This window comes from Nonomuraea candida (genome assembly GCF_000725485.1).
In the GTDB taxonomy this organism is placed as follows: Bacteria; Actinomycetota; Actinomycetes; order Streptosporangiales; family Streptosporangiaceae; genus Nonomuraea; species Nonomuraea candida.
Window position 1 is genome coordinate 187,713 of the sequence record NZ_JOAG01000012.1, and the last position, 13,886, is coordinate 201,598.

10 protein-coding genes are annotated in these 13,886 nt (G+C 73.2%); 4 read left to right on the forward strand and 6 right to left on the reverse strand.

What is annotated here, in order from left to right; translation table 11 throughout:
• Positions 1-12: 12 nt before the first annotated feature.
• The 4 genes from IO39_RS12810 to IO39_RS12825 are packed head-to-tail and all read right to left on the reverse strand — an operon-like array spanning position 13 to position 3,548.
• On the reverse strand, positions 13-864 hold the full coding sequence (locus IO39_RS12810; RefSeq protein ID WP_043621332.1) for a type II secretion system F family protein: 852 nt from the start codon (positions 862-864) through the stop codon (positions 13-15).
• Positions 865-869: 5 nt separating this feature from the next.
• Positions 870-2,165: a TadA family conjugal transfer-associated ATPase gene (locus IO39_RS12815; protein WP_245641939.1), complete on the reverse strand. Its 1,296-nt coding sequence runs from the start codon at positions 2,163-2,165 to the stop codon at positions 870-872.
• A complete protein-coding gene (locus IO39_RS12820) occupies positions 2,162-2,878 on the reverse strand; it encodes a hypothetical protein (RefSeq protein ID WP_043620901.1) in 717 nt (238 codons plus the stop codon). Before IO39_RS12820 ends, IO39_RS12815 begins: the two co-directional genes overlap by 4 nt.
• Before the next feature lies 1 nt (position 2,879).
• A complete protein-coding gene (locus IO39_RS12825; RefSeq protein ID WP_043620904.1) occupies positions 2,880-3,548 on the reverse strand; it encodes a CpaB family protein in 669 nt (222 codons plus the stop codon).
• 329 nt (positions 3,549-3,877) lie between these two features.
• On the opposite strand from IO39_RS12825, the gene IO39_RS12830 reads away from it, so the two are divergent.
• From IO39_RS12830 to eccB, 3 genes are all read left to right on the forward strand, one after another.
• Entirely contained in the window at positions 3,878-8,608 is a 4,731-nt protein-coding gene (locus IO39_RS12830) for an FtsK/SpoIIIE domain-containing protein (protein ID WP_043620906.1), read from the forward strand.
• A gap of 127 nt (positions 8,609-8,735) precedes the next feature.
• Positions 8,736-9,638 carry a M23 family metallopeptidase gene (locus IO39_RS12835; protein WP_043620919.1) on the forward strand — a complete coding sequence of 301 codons (903 nt, stop codon included), beginning with the start codon at positions 8,736-8,738 and terminating at the stop codon, positions 9,636-9,638.
• Positions 9,639-9,731: 93 nt separating this feature from the next.
• On the forward strand, positions 9,732-11,150 hold the full coding sequence (gene eccB, locus IO39_RS12840; RefSeq protein ID WP_043620923.1) for a type VII secretion protein EccB: 1,419 nt from the start codon (positions 9,732-9,734) through the stop codon (positions 11,148-11,150).
• Between the two features lie 119 nt (positions 11,151-11,269).
• Here the strand turns inward: eccB and IO39_RS12845 are convergent, their stop codons facing one another.
• Together IO39_RS12845 and IO39_RS12850 are read right to left on the reverse strand one after the other, a co-directional pair.
• Positions 11,270-12,139 (reverse strand): hypothetical protein, encoded by an 870-nt coding sequence (locus IO39_RS12845; RefSeq protein WP_043620925.1) that lies wholly within the window; start codon positions 12,137-12,139, stop codon positions 11,270-11,272.
• A 9-nt stretch (positions 12,140-12,148) separates the two neighbouring features.
• On the reverse strand, positions 12,149-13,294 hold the full coding sequence (locus IO39_RS12850; RefSeq protein ID WP_043620927.1) for a WXG100 family type VII secretion target: 1,146 nt from the start codon (positions 13,292-13,294) through the stop codon (positions 12,149-12,151).
• 259 nt (positions 13,295-13,553) lie between these two features.
• On the opposite strand from IO39_RS12850, the gene IO39_RS12855 reads away from it, so the two are divergent.
• Positions 13,554-13,883, forward strand: a complete 330-nt coding sequence (locus IO39_RS12855; RefSeq protein WP_043620930.1) for a WXG100 family type VII secretion target — start codon at positions 13,554-13,556, stop codon at positions 13,881-13,883.
• Positions 13,884-13,886 lie beyond the last annotated feature (3 nt).

Genomic DNA, 13,886 nt, shown 5'->3' on the forward strand with positions numbered 1-13,886 from the left:
CCCGGCGCGCGCTCAGCCATCGCCGCCGCCTCCTCCCATGAGCAGCCGGGTGGGCTTGTCGAAGCGGGCCAGGCGGCGCATCCAGGCGAACCCGGCGCCGAACAGCCCGGCCACGACCACGAGCACGGCCTGGCCGAGGGCGTCGGAGTATTCCTCGACGTATTCGGGGTTGAACAGGACGAGCGCCCCGGCGAAGACGAGCGCGGTGACGACCACGATCTGCACGCTGCGCCTGGTGGAGCGGCGCTCGGCCTCGACGCGGCGGCGCATGTCGAGCTCCTCGCGGGCCGAGACGGCCAGCGCGCCCAGCACGTCGCGCAGGCCGGGCCCGCGCAGCTTGGAGTTGAGGATGAGCGCGGCCACCACGAGGTCGGCCGAGGGGTCGTCGAGCTCGTCGGCGAAGCGGGCCAGCGCCTCCGGCAGCGCCATCCTGGTGTGCAGGCGGTCGATCAGGGCCCGCAGGTGCGGCCTGAGCGTGGGGGCGGCGGCCCTGATGGACGACGGGATGGCCTGTTCGAGCCCGGCCGCGCCGGCGATGGTGTCGCGCAGCGACTCGGTCCAGGCGGCCAGCCCTTCCAGGCGGTGCATGGCGGCGCGCTCCTCGGCCGCGCCGCCGGCCAGGCCGCGCCAGGAGAACACGAGCAGCACCGTGCCGACCGCCATGACCGGCCACTGGGTGACGACCAGGACCAGGCCGGCGGCCACCGCGGCCACGGCGGCGCGGGTGGTCATCAGCTTGACGAGGTGGCGCTTGGGCCGGGAGGGGCGGGGGCGCAGGCCGTACAGGGCGAGGGCGAACAGGAACAGGCCGCCGCCCGCGGCCGCGCCCGCCAGCAGCGCCAGCGGCTCGAAGGTGAAGGGCATCGGCCTCACCACCCCCCGGGCGCGTAGCCGTGGGCCATGAGCTCCTCCAGGCAGGAGACCGGGGCGTGCGGCACGGCCGCGCCGTCGGGGCCCGGCACGAACACCTCGCTGGACAGGACCCGGCCGTCGCAGCCGTTGACCTCGCGGATGCTGGAGACGTAGCGGCGCAGGGTGCCGCCCAGGTGGTAGTCGTTGCGCTTCTCGATGAAGACGACGAAGTCGATGGCGCCCGCGATGAGCATGTGGGTGGCGTCGATGGGCAGGCGCTCGCCGGCCTGGAGGGCGTAGGTGGCGATGCGGTTGAAGACCTCCATGCTGGAGTTGGCGTGGATGGTCGACAGGGAGCCGTCGTTGCCCTGCGTCATCGCGTTCAGCATGGTGACGATCTCGTCGCCGAGCACCTCGCCGACGATGACGCGGCTGGGGTTCATGCGCAGGGAGCGCCGGACGAGCTCGGCCATGGAGATCTCGCCCTGGCCCTCGGAGTTGGGCAGCCGCTGCTCGAAGGCGACCACGTTGGGATGGAGCTCGGGGAACTGGTCGAGGCCCAGCTCCAGGGCGCGTTCGACGGTGATGAGGCGCTCGCCGGGCGGGATCTCGTTGGCCAGGGCGCGCAGCAGCGTGGTCTTGCCGGCGTTGGTGGAGCCGGCGATCATGATGTTCTTGCGGGCGGCGACGGCGGCGGACAGGAAGCGGCGCACGTCGGGGCTGATCGTGCCGTTGCCCACGAGGTCCGACAGGAACACCTTGCCCAGGCGGGCGCGCCGGATCGACACGGCCGGCCTGACGGTGACGTCCATGACCGCGCTCAGCCGGGAGCCGTCGGGCAGGCGCAGGTCGAGCTGGGGGTTGGCGGTGTCGAACGGCCGGCTGGACAGCCCCGAGTAGGCCGCCAGGATCTGGATCAGCTCGATCAGCTCCTCGTCGGACTCGGCGACCGGGTCCTGCATGAGCTCCTGGCCGTCGGCGTAGCTGACGAACACCCGGTCGCAGCCGTTGATGTCGATGTTCTCGACCTGGGGGTCGTCGAGCAGCGGCTGCAGCCGGCCGACCCCGAACAGCGCCGCGTGGATGCCGGCCGCGAGCGCCTCTTCCTCCTCCACGGTGGGCGGGGTGCGGCCGAGGCCGATCTCGCTGCGCGCGTGCTCCTCCAGCACCTGGGAGATCAGCGCCCTGGCGAACTGGCGCTCGTCCTCCCCCGTCATCGGGGGCAGGCCGCTGGCCTGGTCGAGGCGGCGCTGGTGGGCCAGGCGGTCGCCGACCTCCTGCCTGAAGTGCTTGACGAGAGCGTGGTCGATCACCGGTGGCTCACCAGCCTTCCCGCCAGGTCGCGTGCCGTACGGATGAGCAGCGAGCGGTCCAGGCGGCCGCCCCACTGGCCGCGCAGCAGCTCGGCGCCCTTGGGGTCGTAGGCCAGGCCGTGCACGTACTGGACGGTGGGGCCGACGATCCTGCGCACGTCCTCGATGGAGCCGCGGTAGTTGCGCGGGTCGGCGATCACGACGACGCCGTGGGCCTTGGTGAGCTGGAGGCGCTCGCGCAGGTGGGCCACGTGGTCGAGGGTGGCCCTGGTGAGCAGCACGACCTGCTCGGCCTCGGCGATCAGGTCGGTGAGCTGCGGGTGGCCGCCCAGGCGGCCGCAGTCGGCGATCACGTCGGCGTTCGGGATGGCGGCCAGCGACCTGCCCAGCGGGCCCCACAACCAGGTGAGGCCGGCCGCCTGCTCGCCGTGGGTGAGGCCGACCAGCACGTCGAGCCCGCCGACGATCTTCTGGGTGTGCTGGTGGATCTGCGCCGCCTCCAGCCCGCGCCGGGCGGTGGCGCCCAGCGTGAGCAGCCCCTTGCCGGGGTTGAGCACGCCGCCGCCGGCGGCGGGCAGCCGGTAGGCCAGGTCGCCGCCGGCCGGGTCGCATTCGGCCAGCAGCACGGGGCGCGGCCAGACCGCCGCCAGCGCCGTGGCGGCGGTGGTGACGCCCGGCGCGCCCTTGTCCGCGGCCAGTACGATCAGCGCCACGTCAGCGCGCCCCCGGCAGCTCGGCCACCGCGATCTCTCCGCTGGAGGCGGCGGCCACGATCTCCGGCGCCGCCGGCGCGTTCACGACCACGGTGATCTGGCCGGAGCCGCCCGTTCTCGTTCTGTCGCCCGCGGCGAAGACGAGCGCGCTCGCGGCGAGCACGCGGCTTTCTCCCTGACTCGACCGGCTCGGCACGAATATCACCTGTACGCGATCGCCCGCCGTCACTCCCGCGGGCATTTGCCCGGGCTTGAGCGACAGCCCGACGGTGGCTTTTCCCTCTCCCAGTTCGCTGCTGGCGCGCACGCCCATCTGGTTGGTCAGCAGGGTGCCGGGCAGGATGGTGACGGCCGCGAAGCTGTCGAGCACCTGCTGGCGCTGCGACCAGGAGACGAACTCGACGCCGGTGTCGGCGATCTTCACTTCCTCGATCGCCTCCGGGGTGAACTTCTGACCTGCGCCGATCTGCTGGGTGACGCGGATGGCCGAGACGCGGTCGCCGGTGTTGAGCACGAGCAGGGTCGTGGCCAGCGCGCCGCCCAGGATGAGCAGGACGGCCAGCGCGGCCAGGGCCGGCTTGCGTTCCCTGGGCGGGACGGGGAGCTTGCGCGAGGCCGGGCCGGACAACCCCGCCGCCGCGTTGACGGCAGGTTTTTCACTGGTCCTCATGGGTGGGGGGCTCCCGAAGCGAATTGCGGAATTCACGCCATTATGTGGGGGATGTCATGGCGAGGTGGGCGGAATTCGGGGACCCATGCTCGTTTCGCAGGTGACATGATGTCAAGCGGAAATAATCGATGCCTATTGTTTCTATCAAGTTGACGGGCCCGCTATTTTCCGATTAGTCGCCACATAAATACCTTTCGGCACTCTGTTCACAGCTCTTCGGGGATGCGCGGCGGATGTGAGCGCCGCCCATGCCATTGCCGTCAACCGGCCCGCCCCGCCGCGCCCGTGACGCTACTTTGGCGCCCGAAGTCGACCGAGGAGACGGCACCATGCGGATCATGCTCACCGTGATCGGCGGGCAGGGCGATCGTGACGTCGTGATCGACGGTGACGACGACGCCACGGTGGCCAGGCTGAGCGAGGCGCTCGCCGACCGGGGAGCGCTGGCGGAGGTGGTCAGGCTGCCCAAGGCGCGGGCGCCCTACGGCCCGCCGTCCGGCGGCTCCGGGCCCCGCGTGCCCCGGCCGCGCCGGCCCGAGCGCTCCGACATGGGGCCGCCCGCCCTGTGGCGCGACGGCCGGCCGCTCGACCCGGGCGCCCCGGTCGCCGCCGTGCTGCGCGACGGCGACAAGGTCACGCTCGACGCCCGCCTGGCCAGGGCCACCGTGGTCGAGGAGCCCGGCGGGGTCGCCGAGGTGCGCGTGGTGGGCGGGCCGGCCGCCGGGGCGGTGCACCGGCTGGGGCTGGGCGTGCACGTCATCGGCTCCGACCCGATGTGCTCCGTGGCGGTCGCCGACCCGGCGCTGGCCCCGGAGGCGGCGACCGTACGCGTGACGCCGGAGGCCATCACCGTCGAGCGGGCCTGGCAGCCCCCCGGCGAGGCGCCCAAGCTCAAGCTCAAGGGGCGCTGGGCCGACGAGGTGGCCGAGCTGACGGCGCGCACGGCCGAGCGGCGGGCCGCGGAGCTGGCGGCCGGCTACGAGGAGGTCCCCGAGCTCGACGGGCGGCCGCTCACCGAGCCGGTCGAATGGCCCGACCAGGCCGTGCTGACCTGCGGCTCCTCGGTGTTCGTGCTGACCTCGATCGAGCCGAGGGACGCGCACCTGGCGCCGCGCGGCGAGGGCGGCGTCGCGTACAACCGGCCGCCGAGGTTGCGGCGGCCCGAGCCCGAGCGCACGTTCGTCCGGCCGAAGCCGCCGACCAGGAACGAGGGGATGCGGCTGCAACTGCTGGCCGCGTTCCTGCCCGCCGTGCTCGGGCTGACGCTGGCGATCGCGCTGCGGCAGTGGTACTACCTGCTCGTCGCCCTCATGACGCCGATCATCATGATCGGCCAGTGGTGGAGCGACCGCCGCCACGGCAAGAAGCAGCACAAGAAGGCCGTCAAGGAGCACGAGGAGCAGGTGCGCGCCTACGACGAGGCCGTCGAGCGGGCCCGCGCCGCCGACGAGGCCGCGCGCAGGGAGGACACCCCCGACCCCGCCCAGGTGCTGCTCACGGCCACCGGGCCGCGCAGGCGGCTGTGGGAGCGCAGGATCCACGACGCCGACGCGCTCAGGCTCCGGGTCGGGCTCGCCGACCTGCCCGCCGACCTGCAGCTGTCGGAGGAGCAGGGCGGGCCCATCGCCCCGCCGATCTGCCGCGCCGTGCCGGTGGCGCTGCCCATGCGGCGGCTGGGCGTGGCCGGCGTGACCGGGCCCCGCCCGGCCGCCACCAGCCTGGCGAGCTGGCTCGTCGCCCAGGCCGCCACCCTGCACAGCCCCCGCGACCTGGCCATCGTGGTGGTCTCCGCGCACCCCGACGCCGAACGGTGCTGGGGCTGGCTGCGCTGGCTGCCGCACTGCGCGCCGCGGGCCGGCGAGGACTGCGTGGCGCTGGTCGGCGCCGACCCCGACTCGGCCGCCCGCCGGGTCTCCGAGCTGGCCGCGCTCATCGACGAGCGCCAGAACACCGCCATCCCCGAGCTGGGCAAGATCCCCACCGGCTGGGACGACCTCGGCGGGCCCGAGAAGCCCGCCTTCTCCTCCTACGACGTGCGCCCCTACGACGTGCTGGTGATCCTCGACGGCGCGCAGGTGCTGCGCGGCCTGCCCGGCATGCCGCAGGTGCTGCGCCAGGGCCCGCGCTCGGGCGTCTACACCCTGGCCGTCGACGACGACCAGCGCCTGCTGCCCGAGGAGTGCCAGACCGTGGCCGCGTGCGGCTCCGACGGCCTGGTCGACCTGCGCGGCGGCGGCCTCGACGTGCTCGGGCCCGTCCTGGGCGACCTCGTCTCCCCCACCTGGTGCGACCGGCTGGCCAGGGCGCTGGCCCCCATCCGCGACGTGAGCAGGGACGATCCCGGCGGCAACCTCCCCGGCGCCGCGCGCCTGCTCGACCTCATGGGCATGACCGTCCCCTCCGGCGCCGCGCTGGCCGCCCGGTGGGACGACAAGGGCAGCACCGAGGCGCTGATCGGGGTCGGCCCCGACGGGCCGTTCTCGGTGGACCTCAGGCTCGACGGCCCCCACGGGCTGATCGCCGGCACCACCGGCGCGGGCAAGTCGGAGCTGCTGCAGACCCTGATCTGCTCGCTGGCGGTGGCCAACCGGCCCGACCAGCTCACGTTCGTGCTGATCGACTACAAGGGCGGGGCCGCCTTCAAGGAGTGCGTACGCCTGCCGCACACCGTCGGCATGGTCAGCGACCTCGACGGGCACCTGACACAGCGGGCCCTCGACTCGCTGGCGGCCGAGCTGCGGCGGCGCGAGCGGCTGCTGCTGGCCGCCGGGGCCAAGGATATCGAGGACTACACCGGGCCCGGGCTGCCCCGGCTGGTGCTGATCATCGACGAGTTCGCCGCGCTGGTGGCCGAGCTGCCCGACTTCGTGACCGGGCTGGTGGACATCGCGCGCAGGGGGCGGTCGCTGGGCATCCACCTGATCCTGGCCACCCAGCGGCCGGCCGGCGTGGTCACGGCCGACATCCAGGCCAACACCTCGCTGCGGATCGCGTTGCGGGTGACCGAGCCCGCCGAGTCGGCCGACGTCATCGACACGCCGGACGCGGCGCACATCTCCAAGTCCACGCCCGGCCGGTGTTACGTGCGCTCGGGGGTGGGGGCGGCGGTCGCCGTGCAGACGGCCCGGGTCGGGGGTCGCAGCCCCGTCCAGCCCGGCGGCGGGGCGGGCGGTCCGGCCGGGGGGAACCTGCGGGTGCTCGACGTGGAGTGGCGCGCGCTGGGCAAGGCGCTGCCGCCGCCACCGCGGGCGGACGAGGAGGACTCCACGACCACCGACCTCACGCTCGTCGCCGACGCCCTCATCGAGGCCGCCCGGCTGGCCGGCGTGCCGGCGCAGCCGAGCCCGTGGCTCGACCCGCTCCCCGCCCGGCTCGTCCTGGACCTGCCCGCCGGCGGGCCCCCCGGCCCGTCCGGAGAGGCGCCTGGGCCGTCCGGAGAGGTCTTCGGCGCGTCCGGCGGGGTGCCTGGGCCGTCCGGCGGGGTTTCCGCCCCTTCCGGCGGGGTGCGGGAGGTGGCGCCGCTGCCGTTCGGGGTGACCGACCGGCCGTGGGCGCAGGACCGGCAGCCGCTGGCGCTCGACGTGGCGCACGGCGGGCACCTGCTGATCGCCGGGGCCGCGCGCAGCGGCAGATCGACGGCGCTGCGCACGATCGCGGGCTCGATCGCGGCCCACGCCTCCCCTGAGGACGTGCACCTGCACGCCGTCGACTGCGGCTCGGGCGCGCTGCTGCCGCTGGTGGCCCTGCCCCACTGCGGGGCGGTGGTGACCCGCGACCAGCTCGACCGGGTGGAGCGGCTGCTGACCCGGCTGCGTACGGAGGTCGGCAGGCGCCAGCAGCTGCTGGCCGAGGCCGGGCACGCGTCGCTGGCCGAATACCGCCAGGCGGGCAACCGGCTGCCGTGGCTGGTGTTCATGCTCGACCGGTGGGAGGGCTTCGTCGCCGCGTTCGAGGGCTACGACTACGGGCGGCTGATCGAGGCGCTGCTGCAGCTCCTGCGGGAAGGGGCGGCGGTGGGGTTCAGAGGGGTGGTCACCAGCGATCGTTCCGGGCTGCTCGGGCAGGTCTCGACGGTCTTCGACGACCGCCTGCTCCTGCGGCTGTCCGACGCCACCGACTACGGGCTGGCGGGCTTCCCGCTCAAGGGGCTGCCGTCGTCCATGCCGCCGGGGCGGGCCCTGTCCCTGGGCGAGCACGGCATCGTGGAGCACCACATCGCCCTGCTGGCCGAGGACCCGGCCGGGCCCGAACAGGTCGCCGCCCTCCAGTCCCTGGCCCGCGCCGCCGCCGGAACCGCACCAGCGCCGGCGTCCGGCGGCCCCGGCGAGGGGCTCGGGGCGGGGCGGGTGCCGTGGCGGTGGGGCGGGTCGCCGCCGTTGCGGGTGGACGCGCTGCCCCTGCGGGTCACCGCCGGGCAGACGCTGGCCCTCGATCCCGGCTTCGAGCCGCCGTCGCCCCTGTGGGCGCTGGTCGGCGCGGGCGGCGACGCGCTGGCGCCGCTCGGGCTGGACCTTCAGGCGCACGGCCCGGGAGCGGTGATCGCGGGGCCGTCCCGCTCGGGGCGCTCCTCGGTGCTGGTGACGGCCGCCCGGTCGCTGATCGCCCGGGGCACGCCGGTCGTCGCCGTCGCGCCGAGGCGCAGCCCGCTGCGGGAGCTGGACGGCGCGCTGGCCGTGCTGGACGGCGACGCCACCGGCCTGGCCGACCTGGTGGCCGACCACCCCCACTACGTCGTGGTGGTGGACGACGCCGAGCTGGTCAACCCCGACGGCCCGCTGGGGACGGCGCTGGAGGAGGTGATCCGCACGGGCCGGGACGGCGACCACGGGCTGCTGATCGCCGGGGCGACGGGAGACCTGGCGGTGGCCTACCGGGGGTTCGTGGCGGAGGCGCGCAAGTCGCGTACCGGGGTGCTGCTGAACGTGCAGGGGCAGACCGACGGCGACCTGTTCTCCATCCGGCTGCCGCGCGGGGCCGGGGGCGGGCCGCAGGGGCGCGGGCTCCTGGTGACGACCGGCACGATCACCCCCGTGCAGGCGGCCCTGCCGGACGGCGCCTGACGCCGCGTCAAGTGAACAGTACGCGAAAGATCTAGCCGGGCCCTTGATCGGGATGGCAATCTAGCTGCCCGTGCGCAAGAAAACGTTTATAGCGGGCATTTGCGGCATCGCTGCCGTCCCCTTCGTCATGACCGGCGCCGCGAACGCCTCGGCCACCGCGAACACCTCGACGACCGCGAACGCCTCGTCCGCCGCCGTGAAGTACCAGCTCCCCTTCCCCTGCGACGAGCGCTGGTACGGTGACGCCAGCCTGAGCTCCAAGCACCGGTCGCAGTGGGAGATCGACTTCAACGGCACGCCGAGCGACGGCAACGCGGACCGCGGCAGGACCGTCGTGGCGGCCGCGGCCGGGACGGTGGTGATGTCGGAGTACCGCACCACGGACGGCTTCGGGAACGTCGTGAAGATCCGGCACGCCGACGGCACGGTCACGCTCTACGCCCACCTGAACTCCCGCTCGGTCGCCAACGGCGCGAGGGTGGCGCAGGGCCAGAAGATCGGCACGCTGGGCAATACGTCCGCGAAGTACAAGGGCATCATCTCCCATCTCCACTTCGAGCTGCGCAACTCGGCCGGCGCCACGCTGCCCGCCTCGTTCAACGGCTCCCGGTTCGCCTACCCCAAGGGGTGGGTCACCTCGAAGAACTGCGGCGGCGGCGGTTCGACGACGCCCAGCAGCAGGAGCAGCAGCGGCAACGGCGGCGGCTCGAACCCGTACACGGCGGAGCAGGTCTGCGGCGCCGGCTACAAGCAGATCGACTCGGCCGCGCTCGGCTCGCAGGGCCGCGTCGTCCTGCTCTACTCGGCCGCCAGCGCCAAGAACTGCGTGGTCACCCTGCGCAACCAGACCTCCGGCAAGGCCGCCATGACCGCCTACCTGGAGGTCCAGGGCCACAAGCGCGGCATCGACTCCGGCAGCTTCCAGTACTACGCCGGCCCGGTCCAGGCCAAGGCGCCCAAGACCTGCGTCAAGTGGGGCGGCTCGATCGGCGGCCAGAAGTACGACAGCCCGTTCGAGCACTGCGGCTGACGCTGACCCCGGTGTGACCGGTGGTACGCGAGGAGCCACCGGTCACACCGGGGCCAATATGCTGATGCGCGGGTCCGGAGCCGGGGAGGTGCCATGCAGACCAACAAGGATCTCTATCAAGCCCACCGCCTGATGCAGCAGCGGCTCGGCATGGCGCTCCTGCAGGCGGAGCCCGACGTGCCGGAGTCGCCGATGCGCCGGCAGAACATCGCAACCTTCGGCGGCATCCTGATCGCCATCCTGGTGATGGCCGTGTTCGGCATCTGGGGCCTGGTGCGGCCGGGCAACGCCACCAAGCTGACCGACCCCGGGCAGTTGCTGGTCGAGGAGGAGAGCGGCGCCAAGTTCGTCTACAGCGAGCAGCAGCGGCGGCTGCTGCCGGTGGCCAACTACGTCTCGGCGCGGTTGATCCTGGACACCGCCGAGATCAAGACCCGCAGCGTGACGGCGGCGTCCCTGGCCGAGTTCGCGCGGGGGCCGCTCATCGGCATCGCCGGGGCGCCCGACTCGTTGCCCGCCAAGGAGAAGCTGGTCAAGGCGCCCTGGTCGGTGTGCGTCCTGGAGGGGCCGGACAACAGCACGGGCGGGCGCAAGTCGTACACGACGCTGGTCGGCGGGCAGGACGTCGGCGGCCGGCCGGTGGGCCGGGACGCGATGGTGGTCACCGACGGGCAGCAGAGCTGGCTGATCTGGGGCGATCGCCGCATGCGGGTGAACCAGTACGGCGTGCGGGCGCTCAACGCCCGGCCCCGGCAGGTCCCGGCGGCGTGGCTGAACGCGCTGCCGGTCGGTCACGACTTCAAGGGCCCCGACGTCGCCGACCGGGGCCGGGCGGTGCGCGCGGGCGGCAAGGTGACGGCGCGGGTCGGCCAGGTCTTCACGGTGCCGCCGCTGCCGGGCACCCCGGCCCGCTGGTACGTGCTGCTCAACGACGGGCTCGCGCCGATCTCCGAGGCCCAGGCCCGCCTGCTGCTGGAGGACCCGGTGAGCAAGAAGGCCTACGGCAAGCGCCCGGCGCAGGCCATCCCGATCGACGCGGCCTCGGCCAACGCCTCACCCTCGCGCCAGACCCCCCTGGACCCCACCCTGCCCCAGACGATGCCCCGGGTGATCGACGTGCCGGGCTCGGCCCCGCTGTGCACGGTCTACCCGGACACGGTGGCGGGCTCGCTCGCGGCGAAGGTGACGGTGGGCAGCACGATGGCGATCCCCACGCCGTCCGGCTCGGCCGTGCAGGGCCAGTACGACCAGGTCCTGCTGCCGCCGGGCAGCGCCGTGGTGGCCGGCGTGCTGCCCGGCGAGGGCCAGCTCGGCGCGGTGGCGAGCGCGCTGTCGCTGATCACCGACCAGGGCGTGCGCCACCCGCTGCCCTCGGCCGACGTGCTGGGCAGGCTGGGCTACGACGCCGCGGACGTCGCCCCCGTGCCGGCCGGCATCATGCACGCGATCCCGCGCGGCCCGGCGCTCGACCCGGCCGCGGCCATGGTGCCCCTGCCCGTGGGCGGCAGATAGGGCGCGCCGACCGGCGGGCCCGCAGGCCACCCCGAGCCCACCCCAGGCGCCCGCAGGTCACCCCGAACCCGACGCAAGCGCCCCCGGGTCACCCCGGACCCGCCGCGGGCGCCGGCGGGTCACCAGCCGAACTCCGGCAGGAACGACGGCTTCTCGAGCGCACCGGACTCGAGCGCGGCCTGCTGATCCTCCCCGATGGTCATCTGCAGCGGGTCCCACGCCGTCCTGGCCTCGACGAGGTTCGGCTTGGCCGTCGGCACCGCCTGGATGCCGGGGAGGTCCTGGGCGAACTGGTTGTAGGCGATGCCCGCCGTGTTCAGGAGCAGGGAGACCTTCAGCACCAGCTTCCAGTGTTGCTGGAACACCGCGGTCGCCCTCTGGTGGAGGGAGAGCACGGCGCGCATCGCGGCCGCCTCGCCGGACGCCGCGCCCACGACGGAGATCCGCGCCGCCGTCACGAAGGCCGCGCACGCGCCCAGCACCCCCGCCATCCCGACCCAGAACATCAGGACCGCGTGGTAGGCCTGGGCCGAGCAGTTGAGCGTCTCACCGCAGGCGATCCTGTTGTCGTCGAGCTTGGCCAGGTGCCCGTCGAGCACGTTGACCTTCTCGATCCACGCCGTGTACATCTCGCCCGCCCAGTCGCCGGACTCGCCGATCTCCTTGGTCAGGCGCTTCAGCTCGGCGCGCAGGAAGGCGATGTCGCTCTGGCCGCCTTCCGGCGTCGGGTTGGCCGGCATCGGCGGACGCCACTCCTGCTGCGCCGTCTGGCGCAGGAGCGGCGATCCGGACGAGTTCGACGCCGGCCAGGTGTTGACCGAGTTGGGGTTGAGCCACTGGTCGGACCCGCGGTCCTGCTCGGCCGGGTCGCCGTTCACCATCGACATGAGCCCGACGATCGGCCACGCGTACGGCATGGCCATGGCCGCCACGGTCGCCGTCCCCAGCGCGCCGGTGAAGAGTGCCATGGAGTTCTCGTAGCCTGCCATGTCGCCCGCCTACACCTCTTCCTTGCCGATCGTCCCGGACCAAGCCTCCTCGTCCAGCCCCCAGACGCTCTCGTCCTCGCCGGCGTGCGCGCCCCGGTCGCGGTCCTTGCCGTCCTGGTTGGGGGTGGCGCCCATGCCCATCGGCGGATACATCGGCGGGACCCCCGTGTTCAGCGCCTTGGCGATGCTGCCGGGCGAGACGGGGCCCGAGGCCGCGGGTGCGGAGCTCGGGCTGCCGAAGCCGCCGTCGGGAGGGCCGACCGCCGTGCGCGGCGTGGCGAGCCGCGGGTCGAACGCCGGGGTCTCGGGGGTGCGGACCTGAGGGGCGGCCGGGTTGGGCAGGTTGGGGTTGAGGCCGGCCAGGTCGGTGCCGGTGGGCTTGTCGAGGCCGCTCAGGTCCGGCCGGGGCACCTCGGGGGTGTCGAGGCCGGGCTGCCGCAGGTCGGGGGTCTGCAGATCCGGGTTGGTCAGGTCCGGCCGGTTCAGGTCGCCGGGGTCCGGCCGATCGAGGTCCAGGTCGTCGGGGTTCACCCCGTTCCGATCCAGGTCGTTGGGGTCCAGACCGTTGGGGTCCAGACCGTTGGGGTCCAGATCATTCGGGTTCAGGTCATCGGGGCGCAGGTCGTCCGGCTTGAACTCGTTCGGGTCCAGGCCGGCCGGCTTGATCCCCTTGCCGAGGTCTCCCAGGCCGCCGTTCTTGGGCAGGTCGCCCAGCCCGGCGCCGGACGGGAGGCCGCCCAGCCCGCCCCCGGGATTCTTGATCTGCGGCATGTCGGGGCCGCCGCCCTTGGTCTTGCTGGCCTCCTCGGCCGCCTCGGTGTTGTCGGCGGCGGCCTTGAGCGTCTGCCGCCACGAGTCCAGCACGTCCCTGGCCTGCCGCAGAGCATCGGCCGCGCTGTCGCGCGCGTTGCGGTGGGCCACGTTGAGCCCGCCGCCGATGACGCCGAAGGTCAGCGTGTGCAGGTCGATGGCCCGGGTCTGGCCGCTGAGCTGCTCCAGGCCCTCCCCGTAGCCGCTGACGTTCGTGCCCAGCGTCCTGACGCTGGAGTGCCTCATCTTGAACTCGGGATCTCTGGTCCGGGGATCGAACGCACTGCCGGCGTTGCCGAAGGCGCTGGCGAAGGGATCACTGCCGGACGTGGATGAGTTGGACACGCGCCCCCCTTGTCACGTACGTCCCATAAGTTACGCCAGCCCTCCCGGCGTCGTACAGCCGACATTCGGACGGCAGGCCCAACTCCCACCAGGAGCCCAAACTTGCCCGTATACCGAGATACACCTCCGATCCGCCCCAGTGCTATGGAAAATTAACTCGATCACGTGCGACGCTAGGGACAGATGTTCACTAATGTGACCAAATAGCCTGACATGACGTGTCGGCTGGGTCAGCCGGCCACCAAGGGAGGGAGCACCTGTGGCAGAGCAGGCACAAGTAAGTCAGTCCGATCTCATCGCAGCGGTCAACCACATCGAGGAGGCCGCGACGAAGCTGCGCACCATCCAGCGCAACCTCGACACCGCGGGCGTGACCCTGAAGGCGAGCTGGGTCGGCCAGTCCGAGCACGCCTTCGACCGCGTGCACAAGCTGTGGCACCAGCGGTTCGACGTGGTCCTCACCAGCCTTCAGACGCTGGCCGAGAACATCGGCGGGAGCAACAGGAACTACGCGGCGTTCAACGAGGAGCGCGTGCAGGCGGTCAACAAGATCGACGCGCTGATCAACGCCATGCCGCCCGCCCGCTGACAC